This is a genomic window from Flavobacterium arabinosi (genome assembly GCF_048158725.1).
Taxonomy (GTDB): Bacteria; Bacteroidota; Bacteroidia; order Flavobacteriales; family Flavobacteriaceae; genus Flavobacterium; species Flavobacterium arabinosi.
Genome location: NZ_JBLNKX010000001.1, coordinates 196,444 through 212,464 on the forward strand (window position 1 = coordinate 196,444; position 16,021 = coordinate 212,464).

General features: G+C 33.7%; 17 protein-coding genes and 1 tRNA gene. 4 read left to right on the top strand and 14 right to left on the bottom strand.

What is annotated here, in order from left to right:
* Positions 1-14 precede the first annotated feature (14 nt).
* Both ACM55K_RS00770 and ACM55K_RS00775 read right to left on the bottom strand, forming a co-directional pair.
* A complete protein-coding gene (locus ACM55K_RS00770) occupies positions 15-188 on the bottom strand; it encodes a hypothetical protein (protein WP_416848323.1) in 174 nt (57 codons plus the stop codon).
* A gap of 6 nt (positions 189-194) precedes the next feature.
* Complete coding sequence (locus ACM55K_RS00775) at positions 195-962, bottom strand: enoyl-CoA hydratase/isomerase family protein (protein ID WP_416848324.1); 768 nt, start codon at positions 960-962, stop codon at positions 195-197.
* A gap of 127 nt (positions 963-1,089) precedes the next feature.
* Here ACM55K_RS00775 and ACM55K_RS00780 point away from each other — a divergent pair.
* Positions 1,090-1,163: transfer RNA gene (locus tag ACM55K_RS00780), tRNA-Ala, on the top strand.
* Between the two features lie 87 nt (positions 1,164-1,250).
* On the opposite strand, the gene mtgA is transcribed toward ACM55K_RS00780, so the two are convergent.
* Together mtgA and ACM55K_RS00790 are read right to left on the bottom strand one after the other, a co-directional pair.
* The gene (mtgA, locus tag ACM55K_RS00785; RefSeq protein WP_416848325.1) at positions 1,251-1,991 is read right to left on the bottom strand and encodes a monofunctional biosynthetic peptidoglycan transglycosylase; all 741 of its coding nucleotides are present in this window, start codon (positions 1,989-1,991) and stop codon (positions 1,251-1,253) included.
* The gene (locus ACM55K_RS00790; RefSeq protein WP_416848326.1) at positions 1,991-3,103 is read right to left on the bottom strand and encodes an NAD(P)/FAD-dependent oxidoreductase; all 1,113 of its coding nucleotides are present in this window, start codon (positions 3,101-3,103) and stop codon (positions 1,991-1,993) included. The genes mtgA and ACM55K_RS00790 overlap by 1 nt, the downstream gene beginning before the upstream one ends.
* A gap of 202 nt (positions 3,104-3,305) precedes the next feature.
* Between ACM55K_RS00790 and ACM55K_RS00795 the strand changes: the two genes are divergently transcribed.
* Positions 3,306-5,159 carry a S9 family peptidase gene (locus tag ACM55K_RS00795; protein WP_416848327.1) on the top strand — a complete coding sequence of 618 codons (1,854 nt, stop codon included), beginning with the start codon at positions 3,306-3,308 and terminating at the stop codon, positions 5,157-5,159.
* Positions 5,160-5,277: 118 nt separating this feature from the next.
* On the top strand, positions 5,278-7,710 hold the full coding sequence (locus ACM55K_RS00800) for a hybrid sensor histidine kinase/response regulator (RefSeq protein WP_416848328.1): 2,433 nt from the start codon (positions 5,278-5,280) through the stop codon (positions 7,708-7,710).
* On the opposite strand, the gene ACM55K_RS00805 is transcribed toward ACM55K_RS00800, so the two are convergent.
* The 9 genes from ACM55K_RS00805 to pdxA form a co-directional block, all read right to left on the bottom strand.
* Positions 7,707-9,044: a sigma-54-dependent transcriptional regulator gene (locus ACM55K_RS00805; RefSeq protein ID WP_416848329.1), complete on the bottom strand. Its 1,338-nt coding sequence runs from the start codon at positions 9,042-9,044 to the stop codon at positions 7,707-7,709. The genes ACM55K_RS00800 and ACM55K_RS00805 overlap by 4 nt on opposite strands.
* A gap of 126 nt (positions 9,045-9,170) precedes the next feature.
* A complete protein-coding gene (locus ACM55K_RS00810; protein ID WP_416848330.1) occupies positions 9,171-9,476 on the bottom strand; it encodes a hypothetical protein in 306 nt (101 codons plus the stop codon).
* Between the two features lie 40 nt (positions 9,477-9,516).
* Entirely contained in the window at positions 9,517-9,828 is a 312-nt protein-coding gene (locus ACM55K_RS00815; protein WP_416848331.1) for a hypothetical protein, read from the bottom strand.
* Positions 9,829-10,112: 284 nt separating this feature from the next.
* Positions 10,113-11,459, bottom strand: a complete 1,347-nt coding sequence (gene accC, locus ACM55K_RS00820) for an acetyl-CoA carboxylase biotin carboxylase subunit (protein WP_416848332.1) — start codon at positions 11,457-11,459, stop codon at positions 10,113-10,115.
* Positions 11,460-11,551: 92 nt separating this feature from the next.
* Positions 11,552-12,031 (bottom strand): acetyl-CoA carboxylase biotin carboxyl carrier protein, encoded by a 480-nt coding sequence (gene accB, locus ACM55K_RS00825; RefSeq protein ID WP_416848333.1) that lies wholly within the window; start codon positions 12,029-12,031, stop codon positions 11,552-11,554.
* A gap of 22 nt (positions 12,032-12,053) precedes the next feature.
* Positions 12,054-13,052 (bottom strand): beta-ketoacyl-ACP synthase III, encoded by a 999-nt coding sequence (locus ACM55K_RS00830; RefSeq protein ID WP_416848334.1) that lies wholly within the window; start codon positions 13,050-13,052, stop codon positions 12,054-12,056.
* A 173-nt stretch (positions 13,053-13,225) separates the two neighbouring features.
* Entirely contained in the window at positions 13,226-13,420 is a 195-nt protein-coding gene (gene rpmF, locus ACM55K_RS00835; RefSeq protein WP_007137315.1) for a 50S ribosomal protein L32, read from the bottom strand.
* A gap of 9 nt (positions 13,421-13,429) precedes the next feature.
* Positions 13,430-13,981 (bottom strand): YceD family protein, encoded by a 552-nt coding sequence (locus ACM55K_RS00840; RefSeq protein WP_416848335.1) that lies wholly within the window; start codon positions 13,979-13,981, stop codon positions 13,430-13,432.
* Positions 13,982-14,065: 84 nt separating this feature from the next.
* The gene (gene pdxA / locus ACM55K_RS00845; RefSeq protein WP_416848336.1) at positions 14,066-15,115 is read right to left on the bottom strand and encodes a 4-hydroxythreonine-4-phosphate dehydrogenase PdxA; all 1,050 of its coding nucleotides are present in this window, start codon (positions 15,113-15,115) and stop codon (positions 14,066-14,068) included.
* Positions 15,116-15,173: 58 nt separating this feature from the next.
* Here pdxA and ACM55K_RS00850 point away from each other — a divergent pair, with 58 nt between their 5' ends.
* A complete protein-coding gene (locus ACM55K_RS00850) occupies positions 15,174-15,761 on the top strand; it encodes a riboflavin synthase (protein WP_416848337.1) in 588 nt (195 codons plus the stop codon).
* Positions 15,762-15,799: 38 nt separating this feature from the next.
* Here ACM55K_RS00850 and ACM55K_RS00855 read toward each other — a convergent pair whose 3' ends face one another.
* Positions 15,800-16,012 (bottom strand): hypothetical protein, encoded by a 213-nt coding sequence (locus tag ACM55K_RS00855; RefSeq protein ID WP_416848338.1) that lies wholly within the window; start codon positions 16,010-16,012, stop codon positions 15,800-15,802.
* Positions 16,013-16,021: the final 9 nt, after the last annotated feature.

Genomic DNA, 16,021 nt, shown 5'->3' on the forward strand with positions numbered 1-16,021 from the left:
AATTTAGTAAATAATTAAAGGTCTTTGTCTCTTTTTTTGGCACTTGTATACATCCAGTATGCCAAGCCAATTAAAACAACAAATGGAATAAATGATCCAATAATAATCCCTGTTTGATAACTGTTATCTGTTGCGCTTTTTAATTTTCCTTCTATATTTACTTGCTGAACAAGTGCTGAAATTGTCATGCTGAATTATTTTTTGAATTGTGACAACGCCTTTTTTGTAAAATCAGACAACACTAATCTTCCAGAAATTGTGGCACGTTCCAGCAATAGTGTTTCCCAGTCTTGGGTTCCTTCCCACAAAACCTTTTTCATTTCGGCTAACGCTTCTGGATTATAGCTTGCCAATTTAGCACTAAAATCAGCTATTGCAGTATCAAGTGCTTCGACAGTTTCAAAAGTACTGGCGTACAATCCCTTCTCTTTTGCCCAGTCTGCCGTTTTCCATTCGTGCGCTGCCAGTGTCATTTCGGCCATTGCCATTTTTCCCATTTTTCTGGAAACTGCCGGTTCAATTACAAACGGCCCAATTCCTATCGCCAACTCCGATAATTTGATCGAAGCATTTCTTGTTGCCAATGTATAGTCGCAAGCCGAAGCAATGCCCACTCCTCCACCTACTGCTTTGCCGTGAATACGACCAACAATTAGTTTTGAGCAATTTCTCATGGCATTAATCAAATGTGCAAATCCTAAGAAAAATTTCGTTCCCTCTTCTTGATTAGAAACCGCCAAAAGTTCATCAAACGAAGCTCCGGCACAAAAAGCACCCGAGCCTTCGCTTTTTACAATAATCACTGAAACAGCTGGGTTAGTACTCAAACTATTGAATTCATTTGTTAAGCGGTCTAACAATTCTCTTGGAAAGGAATTGCTCGCCGGATGACCAAATTCAAGTGTTACGATTTTATTTTCGATTGTTGTGATGAGTGAACCTGTTGGAATTTCTGTTACCATAGCACCTATTTTGATGTAAAGTTAAAAAAAGTAAAGTATGCTTTTGCTTTTTTTTCAAATAGTATGGATTTGTATTTATGAAATTTGCTTTTTGCTTTATTAATATCTTATATTTGCGATATAGTTTGGGGGATTAGCTCATTTGGCTAGAGTGCTTGCCTGGCAGGCAAGAGGTGACCGGTTCGAATCCGGTATTCTCCACAAAATAAAACCGTAAAATCTTTTAATTAAGAGTTTACGGTTTTTTATTTTTAGTTTTTGTGTGATTATCTTCTTCAACTAAAGAATCTAATATTCTATTTTCCCCACATGTCGCATCACACGGACAATTTTAGCTTTTCTATTATTGATATAAGACGACGAACTTGTAGCTGAATATTTTCTTGGATTTGGTAATATCGCCGCAATTCCAGCGGCTTGTTGTAGTGTCAAGCTTGAAACATCTTTTCTATACCAGTGTTGTGCTGCAGCTTCCGCACCATATACACCATCACCCATTTCGATACTATTCAAATATACTTCCATGATGCGTTTTTTCCCCCAGATGGTTTCTATCAAAACAGTAAAATAAGCTTCCAGTCCTTTTCTTAAATAACTACGACCTTGCCAAAGAAATACATTCTTGGCTGTTTGTTGTGATATCGTACTTCCTCCTTTTATTCTGCGTCCTCTTTCATTACTTTTATAGGCTTTTTGCATCGCGGTAAAATCAAAACCATTGTGTTTCAAGAAAGTTCCGTCTTCACTGGCAATAACCGCTTTTTGAAGATTGACTGAAATATTATCAAGAGATTCCCAATCATGGCTGAAGTAATTTTCTTTTCCCGCCATTTTATTTTCAATGGCCCGGATCACCATCAAAGGAGTGAATGGTACTGGGACAAATTTAAAAAGCACCACAAAAAACAAAGACAGTCCAATGAACCACAAGAAAACTTTAAATAAAAAACGGGTTAGTTTGTTCATAAATGTTGTTGGTTCTTTTTTTGCGGGTTGTTTTGATCTTTTCGGTATTATTTTCGTTGCCATTATACTAAATCTGCTAATTCTGTTCCTATTAAACTTCCTATGGCCACTCCCATTCCTCCTAATCGTACGCCACAATATACATTATCTGATACTTGTGAAACGATAGGATTCTTACTGTTGCCAATGCCCATGATTCCGCTCCAACGGTGTGCAATTTCGAAATCCTGATTCGGCAAAATTACTTCTTTTAATAATTGTTCCAATTTTTTTTGTACGATTTCTGTTTGACCAAATTCAGTTGTAGTTTCCGCCTCAAAATCAAGGTTTCTTCCGCCACCTAACAATATTCTGTCGCCAATATTCCTGAAATAATAATACCCTCTATCCAAGTGAAACGTCCCTTTTATATCTAAATTTTTAATTGGCTCTGTAATCAAAACTTGTGCTCTCGCTGGTTTTACCGCTCCATTGGTCAGCGCATTTGCAAAACCGTTTGTGGCAAAAAATAATTTCTTAGTGACAAAACTAAAATCGCCAAGCGCCACTTCGACACCATTTTCTTTATCTATATACGATGTCACCGTTTGTTTATTTAGAATCAAAATATTTTCATTACTAGCTTGTTTCAACAAAGCCTGCATCATATTTCCGGTATCAATCTGCGCTTCAAAAGGATTAAAAATCAAATATTCCTGAATGCCGCCAAACCCAAAACGATCCACTTCTTTAGCAAAAACATCAGCTTTGAAAAGTGGTCTTAAAATTTCATTGATGAAAGGCAATTTTCCAACGCATTCGCCATAACTATTTTCATCGGTATTCAAAAACAGCTCATAGCCGCCGTAAGGCTTGAAATCAATCGTGTCGTCACCAAGTCTTTTTCGCAACAACTGCAAGCCTTTCCACCGTTTTTGAACGAGGTTGACAACTTCCTCTTCCGAATGGGATTTTAAATCCTCTATAATTTCAGACAGACTTCCAAAACAAGCGAAACCAGCATTTTTTGTACTGGCTCCTTGCGGCAACATCCCTTTTTCCAAAACCAGAATTTTACTTTCAGGGAATTTTTCGCGCAAGCGTAATGCAGCATGCAAGCCCACAATACCGCTCCCAACAATCGTATAATCTACGTCAGTAAACCAGTTTTTTAATTCCCAATAACTCAAATCCATGTCTAAATGTTTTTATAAAAATAATAATTTTTAGAAGCTAATCCCGCTATTCGTTCTAATCTTTTATTTTTTTAAAGAAAAAAAATAAAAGGATTTCCACTGCTATCAGGGCTAAAAAGCAATTATTAAAACGACAAACATCAAATAAAATTGGCTATTTTTATAGCTAAGAAAAAAATATATTTTAATTCGTTTATATGCTATGGCACAAGATGTAATGACCCCCGAATTGCTTTGGAAATTAGGAAGAATAACTCCTTTAGGCATCTCCAAAGATGAAAAAAATGTAGTCTATAAAGTAGAAACTCCTTCTGTTACAGAAAATAAATCGGACACGACATTTTACACCTTACCCATAAATGGTGGAAATCCAAGCGAAATAAAAGACACAGCAGCAGTATTAAAAGACAAGAACATAGCTCCAGACGGAAAGTATATTCTATATCATGAAGAAGTAAAAATCGATAAAGTTCTTGGAAAAGATTTTTATCCGGAATTGGATAAATCCGAAGTTCAAATCTACGATGGATTGGATTATCGTCATTGGGACACTTGGAACGAAGGCAAATTTAACCATGTTTTTTACAAAGAAAACAAAGAAGGCGCAGTTGGAATTGACATTCTGAAAGGAGAGAATTTTGACAGCCCTCAAAAACCTTTTGGTGATGATGACGATTATATCTGGTCGCCAGACAGCAAAAGCATTTTATATGTTTGCAAGAAAAAAATTGGAACAGAATACGCTACTTCTACCAATACTAATATTTTCGAATACAATCTAGAAACTGGAGAAACCATTAACAGAACCGAAGAAAATCAAGGTTATGATACTGCTCCACAATTTTCTCCTACAGGAAATTTGACTTGGCTACAAATGAAGCGAGATGGTTACGAGGCCGATAAAAATGATATAATCGTTAGTTTCGAAGGAATGAATAGGAACCTGACAGCTAATTGGGATGGTACCGTGAACCATTTTATCTGGAGTAATGATGGACAAAAAATCTATTTTATTGCACCAATTGACGGGACAAAACAATTATTTGAAGTTAATTTTCCAGGACGGACTAAAATCACAATCAACGTTAACCAAATCACAAATGGTGATTTTGACATCAATGATTTAATTGGTTTTTCAGGCGACGAAATCATTATAACGAGAACTGATATGAACCATGCATCGGAAATTTTCTCTTTTGATTTAAATAAAAACAGCTGGAAACAATTATCAAATGTAAATACCACTAGTTATAATTCATTGGCGTTAAGCAAAACCGAAAGACGATATGTAACCACAACCGATGGCAAAAAAATGTTAGTTTGGGTAATACTCCCGCCTAATTTTGATGCATCAAAAAAATACCCAACACTTTTATTTTGTCAAGGAGGACCACAGGCTCCATTAACACAAGGCTATTCCTTTCGTTGGAATTTTCAGTTAATGGCTGCTAACGGTTATATTGTAGTGGCGCCAAACCGTCGTGGAATGCAAGGTCATGGTGTGGAGTGGAATGAGCAAATCAGCAAAGACTGGGGTGGTCAGGTAATGGATGATTACCTTTCGGCTATTGATGATATAACGAGAGAAGCATATGTTGATGCAGCTCGTTTGGGATGTGTGGGCGCCAGTTATGGTGGTTATTCCGTGTTTTACTTAGCCGGAATTCACAACAACAGATTCAAAACGTTCATTGCTCACGATGGTGTTTTTAATACTCAAAGCATGTTTGGAACCACCGAAGAAATTTTCTTTTGCAACTGGGACTTTGATGGCGCTTATTGGGAAAAAGACAATACTGTAGCACAAAAAGCTTATACTACATTCAACCCAATAAATAGTGTCGAGAAATGGAACAAACCTATTTTAATTATCCAAGGTGGTAAAGATTTTCGTGTACCAATAGGACAAGGGCAGGAAGCTTTTCAAGCGGCTCAATTGAGAGGTATAAAAAGTAGATTCTTATATTTTCCAGAAGAAAACCATTGGGTTCTAAAACCACAGAATGCTCAAGTTTGGCAAGGTGAGTTTTTCAAATGGCTGAAAGAAACCTTGTAAAACAATAATTAAATGCCCATTCTAAAAAACTTTACTTTTTTGTGAGGTTTTTTGTTTTCAACTAAAACATTCTGAATAACTTAACTTTAAACACTTTTGTAATTTTTATCTTTGAAAGATGAATAGCAAAAAAAGTTACATTCCTATTAAAATTCTCATCAGTTACTTAATCTTGGCAGCCTTATTCGTTGGAGTAGGCTGGTTTTTGTATTCGGAAAGTAACTTTTTTTCGAAAACGGAAAGTAAGATTGCTAAAGAAAACAGTAAGATTTTAAAAGTAAGCAATTTGCTTTCCAATGTTTATAAAACGGAAAGTTTAGCCCGGATAGCCATTCAGTCTAATTCTGAAAAGGATTTCAAGAATTATGTCGCTAAAACGGACACTTTAAAATCAGATATTGATTCTTTAAAATTATTGGTCACTACTCCATATCAAAGTACATTATTGGATAGTGTAAAATTTTTATTATCTAAAAAAACTCAAAATATAAAGCAGCTAAAAGCTATAAAAAATAAAACTGACGATGAAGCTTCAGTAAAAAATGCCATTACAGATTTAACTAAAATGGAAGCTTCTCTGAGAAAGCTCCAATTAGAAGATTTTGTAAAATATCCTTCAGCAATGGGAACGTATCAGCGAAATGTACTTAAAAAATATGTTGCTTATTTAAATCAAAACATTCCTGATGACAGTACAAATACACTGACCAAAAAAGCTTCCGATTCGATTTTATTAGCTTCTAAAGCTTTATTGAATCAAGTTAAAGAAGAGACCGCAAAAAAGAAAGAATCATTAAATTTTGAAGAAAATAAATTGCTTCAAAACGAGCTTTCAATATCTGAACAATTGAGAAAAGTCTTAAGCATTGTTGAAAGTGAAATCATCAAAAACACGACTAAAAACTATTTCGACAGAGAAAATTCATTAAAAAAAACGAACCAAATAGTAACTATAGCAGCCGCAGTAGGATCATTATCTACGTTGTTTTTCTTGATTTTAATTTTGAATGATTTTTCAAAAACACAATCCTATAAAAAACAACTTGAAATTGCCAATACAAGAACTAAATCACTTCTTAAAAACAGAGAACAACTCATCTCCACTGTGAGCCATGATTTAAAAACTCCATTAAGTACAATCTTAGGCTACACTGAACTTTTAGATAATTCTGATCTAAATAAAAAACAACTCTATTTTACAAAAAACATCAAAACCTCTTCTGAATACATCTCAAAATTAGTTCAGGATTTACTGGATTTCACACAAATTGAAGCAGGAAAAATAGCAATTGAACACATTCCGTTTTCATTAAATGATATCATTTCAGATGTTGCAAAAAGCATTCAATCCATCTATGAACCAAAATCGATCGCACTTTTGATTGAAACTGACGAGAAATTAAATAATCCTATAATGGGAGATCCTTTTAGATTAAGGCAGATTTTAACCAATCTAATTGGGAATGCTTATAAATTTACTGAAAAAGGATTCATAAAAATTGAAACCAAAATCGATATTGAAAACCATAAAATCAAAATCATGGTTGAAGATTCCGGAATTGGAATAGCGGAAAAAAAACAACAATTAATCTTCGAAGAGTTCACACAAGCAAATGGAAACATCGAAAAAAAATATGGTGGAACTGGATTAGGACTTACTATTTCAAAAAGTATGGTTGAAATTTTAGGAGGAAAATTGAGTTTAAAAAGTGTTTTAGGGAAAGGAAGTATTTTTGAAATCGAACTTCCATTACAATTTAACACTTCTTTACCACAAAAAACATCAATTACTAATAATCCAAAGGATGAATTAACGGCTATTATTATTGACGATGATATTAATTTATTGAAACTGACTGCTGAAATTTTAAAACAAAACAATTACAACGTCATTCCTTTTAATAACGCTGCTGATGCACTTGAGGCAATAAGAACAAGTTATTTTGATTTTATAATTACCGACATTCAAATGCCGGAAATTGACGGTTTCTTGTTTTTAGAAAAACTAAAAAATGCTACAGCATCAAAATATAAAAATCAACCAATAATAGCTGTTACGGGAAGAACCGATTTAGATTTAGAGGTTTATAAAAAAGCTGGATTTATGGCAGTTGTTAAGAAACCATATGCCCCAAATAAACTGTTAATTGCATTAAACGCTATTTTTAATCCAAATAATAATCAAGCAACTTCAGACCAACTATTTGAAGAAAGTGATTTAAACAAGCCTTATTCTTTACTATCATTACAATCATTCTTTACAGATGATGATGAAGCTTTAAAAGAATTTTTAACGTCGTTTATAAAAAGTACAAAGGAAAATTTAATCCAATTAGAAAATGCAGTTGTAGATAATAATATCCTGAAAATTAAAGAAATTTCACATCGAATATGTCCAATGTTTAAACAAATTCAGGCGAATACTATAACTGAAATATTAGATGATCTAGAATTGAAAGATCTCTCAATAGCAGTTATCAACGCTAATTTTAAGGAATTAAAAAATAAAATAGCAACTCTTTTTATACTTTTAGAGAAGGCAATAAATTAATCAATATCGTATAACTTCAATTTATTATACAGTGTTTTTCTGTTGATTTTAAGCAACCTGGCCGCTTCAGATTTATTGTTTTTAGTTTGCTTTAAAGCATCAAGTATAGCTTCTTTTTCGTTTTCAGACAACGAAAAATCATTTGCTCCCTTATCAGATTTTTGAAAAAATTCAACGGGAAGTGCTGTTTTTTCGATAAAATCTCCCTGAGATAAAAGTGTCGCTCTTTTAATACTATTCTGAAGTTCTCTTAAATTTCCGGGCCATCGGTAATTTTGAAAAATGGTCACCACTTCAGAAGAAAATCCTATTACTTCTTTATTCAATTCTTGATTTGCTTTTTCAAGGAAAAAATCAGAAAAAATCATCAGATCTTCCTCTCTATCTACCAATGAAGGCGAATGAATAGAGAATTCATTGATTCTATGATATAAATCTTCTCTGAAATCACCATTTTTAACTGCTTCCCGTAAATCCTCATTGGTAGCGGTAATTATTCTAATGTCAACGTCGATTTCTTTATTGCTTCCAACAGGTTTTATCTTTCTTTCCTGTAAAGCTCTCAGCAACTGGATTTGATTTTCATACGATAAATTTCCTATTTCATCCAGAAAAATTGTACCGCCATTTGCGGCCTGAAAATAACCTATTTTATCACCAATAGCCCCTGTAAAAGAGCCCTTTACATGTCCAAAAAATTCACTTGCAGCCAATTCCTTTGGTATTGCTCCGCAGTCAACCGCAATAAAACTATTGTCTTTCCTGGAACTTTGTTGATGAATACTTTTTGCAATAACTTCCTTACCCGTTCCACTTTCGCCAATAATCAAAACAGACATATTTGTTGGACTCACTAATTGAATGTATTCAGCAAGTTTTTTTGAAGCTGCAGAAATACCTGAAACAAATTTATTCTCTGAAATTACATTGCTTTTTTTGTTTTTTGTTATTGGACTTTTTGAAGTATTTATAACTGTAGTTTGCAATGCACTAGCAATAACCAATAAAACTTCTTCAGGATTAAATGGCTTAGAAATATAATCTGAAGCACCTTTTTTTATTGCTTTTACGGCAGTATTCACATCAGAATAACCTGTCATAAGAACGACTGGAATTGTCGGATGTAATTTTTTGAACTCTGTCATTAATTCGATTCCATCATAATTAGGAAGTCTTAAATCCGTAATTATAAGGTCAAATTCTTCATTATTAATTTTAATTTTTGCATCTTCAGCTGTAAAAGCAGTCGTTACTAGAAATGATTTTTTGACGAGAAATTTCTCTAACAACTTGCAAAAAGAAACATCATCTTCTATCAATAAAATTTTTGACATGGTTTTTTTAACTTTGAATGCTAATTTAAAGTTATTAAACTCGAATTTTCATAAAAAATTTGTAAAAAAAAGAGAGATTGTAAAAAACAATCTCTCTTTTTAAAAATAAACCTAAGTTACCCAAACTTATTTTTTGATCCAGTTTCCATTAGCATCCGCATAAACAGTAGCCTTCTGATCACCATTTTTGATTTCTAATTTAAATTCTTTCTTTTCATTCACAAATGCTTTCTCAATAACCGCCTCTGGATAAGCTGCTTTCAAAGCTACTTGTAATGGTTCCGGAACCTCTTCTGATTTAATTTCTGTAAACTTTTCTTCAACAACTTTTGTTGTAGTTTCTATTTTTTCTACTTTCTTAACTTTTGAGGACTGGGCAAAAGTTGACAGACTTCCTAAAACAATTACTGCTGATAAAATTAACTTTTTCATACTAATCTATTTTCTAATGATTTAAATTTTATGTTGCTTTCTAAGATTGTTTAGTGATCCATTTCCCAGCTGCATCTACATAAAGAGCACCTACTTTTTCACCTACAGTAACTTGTAATTTATACTCTTTCTTTTCGTTCACGAATGCTTTATCTAGTACAGCCGTTGGAAAGGCTTTTTTCAAAGCGCCTTTAACAGCATCCGGAAGTTCTTCTGCCTTAATTTCTGTATATTTTTCCTCAACGGTTTGAGTAGTTTGAGTAGTTTCTTCTGTTTTTGTAGCAGCTGATGCTTGTGCAAATGTTGATAAACTTCCTAAAAAGATTGCTGCTGATAAGATTAACTTTTTCATAATGATAGATTTTAAAAATTTAATGTTTTATTGTTATTTAAACTAATGAAATTATCATACCATAGTTACTCACACAAACCCAATCACAACCAACTTACTGTTTTACAACGACTTATTAATTATTCAGATGATTTTAAAATCCATTAAAGTGTGTATTCTGCATTTAAGCCTGTATAATAATTACACACCAATCGCGTTTACTCACTCTCATAGGAAAAAAACAGCAGGACAAAAAAAAGCCCTACATTACTGTAAGGCTTATTCTAAATAAATAATATTCCAAATTATTCTGGATCGTTCATTTTGAAAGTATCCATAAAAGCAGTTGTATAATCTCCTGCAATATATCTTGGGTCGTCCATTAATTGTCTGTGAAAAGGAATGGTAGTTTTTATACCTTCAATCACAAATTCATCCAATGCTCTTCTCATTTTACTGATTGCTTCTTCTCGTGATTGTGCAGTAGTAATTAACTTTGCAATCATAGAATCGTAATTTGGTGGAATGGTATAACCTGAATAAACATGCGTATCCAAACGAACACCGTGTCCTCCTGGCATATGAAGTGTTGTAATCTTTCCTGGAGATGGACGGAAATCGTTATAAGGATCTTCCGCGTTTATTCTACATTCGATAGCGTGCAATTGTGGCAAATAATTTTTACCCGAAATAGGTATTCCTGCAGCTACCATAATTTGTTCCCGAATTAAGTCATAATCAATAACTTGCTCTGTAATAGGATGCTCTACTTGAATACGGGTATTCATTTCCATGAAGTAGAAATTACGGTGTTTATCAACCAAAAATTCTACAGTTCCTGCACCTTCGTATTTAATATATTCTGCTGCTTTTACAGCTGCTTCACCCATTTTAGCACGAAGTTCATCCGTCATAAATGGAGATGGGGTCTCTTCGGTCAATTTTTGATGACGTCTTTGAACTGAACAATCTCTTTCCGAAAGATGACACGCTTTCCCATAAGCATCACCTACTACTTGAATTTCAATATGACGAGGTTCTTCGATTAATTTCTCCAAATACATCCCATCATTTCCAAAAGCAGCAGCAGATTCTTGACGGGCACCTTCCCATGCTTTAAGCAATTCCTCTTCTTTCCAAACTGCTCGCATTCCTTTTCCACCACCACCAGCAGTTGCTTTAAGCATTACCGGATAGCCAAAATCTCTTGATAATTGTAAGGCTTGTTCATACGATTCTAGAATCCCTACTGAACCGGGAACACATGGAACACCAGCTTCAATCATAGTTGCTTTAGCGGAAGCTTTGTCCCCCATTCTATCAATCATTTCAGGAGATGCTCCAATGAATTTGATACCATGTTCTTGACAAATCTTAGAAAATTTTGAATTTTCAGAAAGGAATCCATAACCTGGATGTATTGCATCTGCATTGGTAATTTCGGCAGCGGCAATAATATTTGACATTTTCAAATAAGATAAGTTACTTGGAGGTGGCCCTATACAAACCGCTTCGTCAGCAAACTTTACATGCAGACTTTCAGCATCAGCAGTAGAATAAACGGCTACTGTTTTTATACCCATTTCCTTGCATGTTCTAATTACGCGAAGCGCAATTTCTCCCCTATTTGCAATTAATATTTTTTTAAACATCTTCTTGAAATTATAAATTATAATTATAAATTTTAAATTATTTGAATGATCGAAAAACAATTGTTCATTCAAAATTCATCATTCAAAATTTCTTATGATGGATCTACTAAGAATAATGGTTGGTCAAATTCTACTGGAGACATATCGTCAACCAATATTTTTACAATTTTACCAGAAACTTCAGATTCAATTTCATTAAATAATTTCATTGCTTCAATAACACAAAGCACATCTCCTTTAGAAATAGTTTTTCCTACTTCAACAAACATAGGTTTATCCGGTGATGGTTTTCTATAGAAAGTTCCAATAATTGGAGATTTTATAGTGATATAATGAGAGTTTTCTACTACTGGAGCTTCAGCAACCGCTACGGCAGGAGCAATTTGTTGTGGAGCTGCTGCTTGTGGAAGTGCGTTTTGAGCTGGCATTTGTTGAACATACGTAGTCTCAGTTACATTCCCTTCTAAAGTTGTTCTAATGGTGATTTTAACATCATCCATCTCTAATTTAACTTCTGCAACACCTGAATTTGCTACAAACTTGATTAGATTTTGAATTTCTTTTAAATCCATAATTATTTATTTTAGTTTAAATTTATTTTTTATCGTATGCCCATTTTAAGTAAATAGAGCCCCAAGTGAATCCTCCTCCGAAAGCTGCAAAAATAATGGTATCCCCTTTTTTAAATAAAGATTCAAAATCGTAAAGTACTAAAGGCAATGTTGCAGAAGTGGTATTTCCGTATTTTTCTATGTTCATTAAAACTTTTGAATCTTCTAAATTCATTCGGCTTGCTGTAGCGTCAATGATTCGTTTATTTGCTTGATGTGGAACTAACCAATCGACATCGTCATTGGTCAAATTATTTCTTTTTAAAATTAGTTCACTGGCATCAGCCATATTTGTAACTGCATATTTAAAAACAGTTTTACCATCTTGGATGATATTGTGTCTATTGTCTTTTACAGTTTCGAAAGTTGTGGGAACTAAAGAACCTCCAGCTGGAATTTTTAAAAAGTCACGTCCTACACCATCACTACGCAAATATTCATCTTGCAATCCTAAACCTTCGTAGTTAGGTTCGAATAAAACTGCTCCGGCACCATCACCAAAAATAATACAGGTTGATCTATCCGTATAATCAACGATAGAGGACATTTTATCTGCCCCGATCAAAAGTACTTTTTTATATCTACCCGATTGAATATAGGCTGCTGCTGCTGACATTCCATATAAAAAACTGGAACATGCGGCTTGTAAATCGTAAGAAAAAGCATTTATAGCTCCTATTTCAGTGGCCACATAAACACCTGTTGATGCAACTGGCATGTCCGGGGTAGCGGTTGCCATTATTAATAAATCTATTTCTAAAGGGTCAATGTTTGCTTTAGCCAATAAATCTTTTGCTGCCATAATGGCTAAGTAAGAAGTTCCTTTATCTTCATCTTTAAGGATTCTTCTTTCTTTTATTCCTGTACGGGAGGTAATCCACTCGTCATTTGTGTCAACCATTGTTTCTAGCACTTTGTTTGAAAGCACAAAGTCTGGCACATAGCCTCCAACAGCGGTAATTGCGGCGGTAATTGTATTCATTGTATTCGATTATTTCTTATCAAATGCTACCATTTGAAAAATTCTTAAAAGACTTGAAAATTACAAAAAAAATACCAAAACGTATTGATTTAGAACTTCTTATTTAATGAAAATTATAAACAACAAAAAAACTCTCACGATGTGAGAGTTCGAATATCATTTACAAAAATGTATTAAGCAACAGCTACAGATTTATCTATAACAACTTGCCCTCTGTAATACATTTTCCCTTCATGCCAGTAGGCTCTGTGGTATAAATGCGCTTCCCCAGTGATTGGGCAAGTAGCGATTTGTGCTACAGTAGCTTTGTAATGTGTTCTTCTTTTATCTCTTCTTGTTTTGGAGATTTTTCTCTTAGGATGCGCCATTTTACTATATTATTTATCCGTTAATAGTTGCTTTAATTTGTCCCAACGCGGGTCAATATTTTCTTCTTTTTGTTCTTGTTTATGCTCTTTTTTTTGTTCTTTTATTGTCAGTTCTTTCAGTTTTTTTAAGGCTTCAGTATTTAAACTTCCATCTTTTATTCCTGGATGAACTCGTCTTAGAGGCACGGACAATACTACCATTTCATAGATATATTGTGCAATATCTACTTCAAACTCTCCGTGTGGCAAAATCAACAATTCTTCATTGTCATTATTAAACATTTCTCCAAAACGAACAATCAATTTCATTTTACCCTTAACAGGCAAATCAAAATCTTCACTGGTAAGATCACAAGGAACATTTACGGTTCCTTTATGCTTTAAACTTAATTCCAGCATTGTACTTTTCTTCTCTAAAACTACATTTACTTTGATGTCTGAATTTTCAAATTCATTATAATCAAAGATTTCAAAGAACGCATTACTTATTTGATATTCAAATTGATGTTTCCCTAGCTTTAATCCTACGAAAGGAATTAAATATTCTTTTGTCTTGTTCATTTCAACAACAATTTACCCTAAACTTCGGGAGTGCAAAGATATAAAATTATTACAAATCTAATAATGTTATTCACCTTTTTTTGTTCACAACTGTTTTTCTTTTGTTTTCAAAGGTTTTTGACTGATTTCCTTGTACTGATTTCTAGAATGAAAGATATCGATAGCAAGATAAACCGCTTCCTTAAATGAGTTATAATCAGCCACGCCTTTTCCAGCAATATCATAAGCGGTACCATGATCTGGCGAGGTTCTAATTTTATTTAAACCTGCCGTATAATTCACTCCTTTTCCAAACGATAATGTTTTGAAAGGAATCAATCCTTGATCATGATAAGTTGCAATAACAGCATCATATTTCTCATATTGATTACTACCAAAAAATCCATCCGCTGCAAAAGGACCAAAAACCAGTGTTCCTTTATCAAATATTTTTTTCAATGCTGGCTTTATTATCAAATCATCTTCTGTACCTATCACTCCGCCATCACCACAATGTGGATTCAATCCTAAAACAGCAATTTTCGGCTTGTTAATGCTAAAATCTTGAATTAACGATTGCTTTACGGTTTCTATTTTTTGCTTAATCAACTCTTCTGTTAAATGTGATGCAACTTCATTTAAAGGGATATGATCCGTCAACAAACCAACTCTTAAATTATCCTGAACCATCAACATTAATGCATTCCCTTCTAACTCTTGATTTAGATAATCAGTGTGACCAGGGAATTTAAACGTTTCTGATTGAATATTATATTTATTAATTGGAGCTGTTACCAACACATCAATCAAACCTTCTTTTAAAGCTTTGGTCGCAGCAACAAATGACTTTATAGCATACTCTCCTACTTTTTCATCATTTATACCCGGATTCAAATCAACCCCCTCTTTCCAAAGATTCAAAACATTGATCTTTCCCAGAACAATTTGATCTAATCTATCAATCCCATGAAGCGTTGAAGTAGATTCAAAACTCTTTTTTACAAAAGACATTATTTTAACATTGGCAAAAATAACCGGCGTACAAAGTTCCAGCATGCGTGAATCTTCAAATGTTTTCAGTACCACTTCGCTTCCAATACCGTTCAAATCTCCTATAGAAATTCCTACGATTATATTTTCTGCTTTTTTCATCATGACCTCACGTTATTTATTGCTAATTTTGAAGTGCAAATTTAGTAAAATAAAATAAGAAATGTTTACAGGAATCATAGAAACCCTTGGTGTAATCCAAGAAATAAAAAAAGAGAAAGACAACATTCATATCACAATGAATTCTTCAATCACCAGCGAATTACAAATAGACCAAAGCGTAGCTCACAATGGAATCTGTTTAACGGTAGTTGCCTTAAATGACACTTCCTATACCGTAACTGCCATTGACGAGACTATAAAAAAAACAAATTTAGGTTCCTGGCAAGAAGGAGACAGCGTAAATCTTGAAAGAGCAATGAAGTTAGGCGACAGACTCGACGGCCATATAGTTCAAGGCCATGTTGACCAAATAGGAACTTGCATCGTAGCCGAAGAAACTAATGGAAGTTGGCTTTATACTTTTGAATATGATGAAACACTAAACAACATTACCATTGAAAAAGGTTCAATTACAGTAAACGGAGTAAGTTTGACTGTAGTAAACTCAAATAAAAATCAGTTTAGCGTAGCAATTATCCCATATACCCATGAACATACCAATTTTAATTCCTTTAAAGTAGGCACAAAAATTAATCTTGAGTTTGACGTAATAGGCAAATACGTGGCTAGACTATACGCCAACAAATAGAAAATAACGAGACACCTTATAAAAACAAAAACTCCAACTTAAGTTGGAGTTTTTGTTTTTAATCTAAAGCTATAAATGACATAAATCCCAAATAGTAACGCAATTATAATTCCTATAAAAATATCTTCATCAATAGGCAACCCTGGCGGAGGCGGAGGCGGCGCTGGCGCAGGAGGACCCTGACCCAAAACATCAAAAATGCCAAGCGTAAATACGATTATAGTAAGAAAAAAAAATTTAATAACTTTCATAAATCAGAA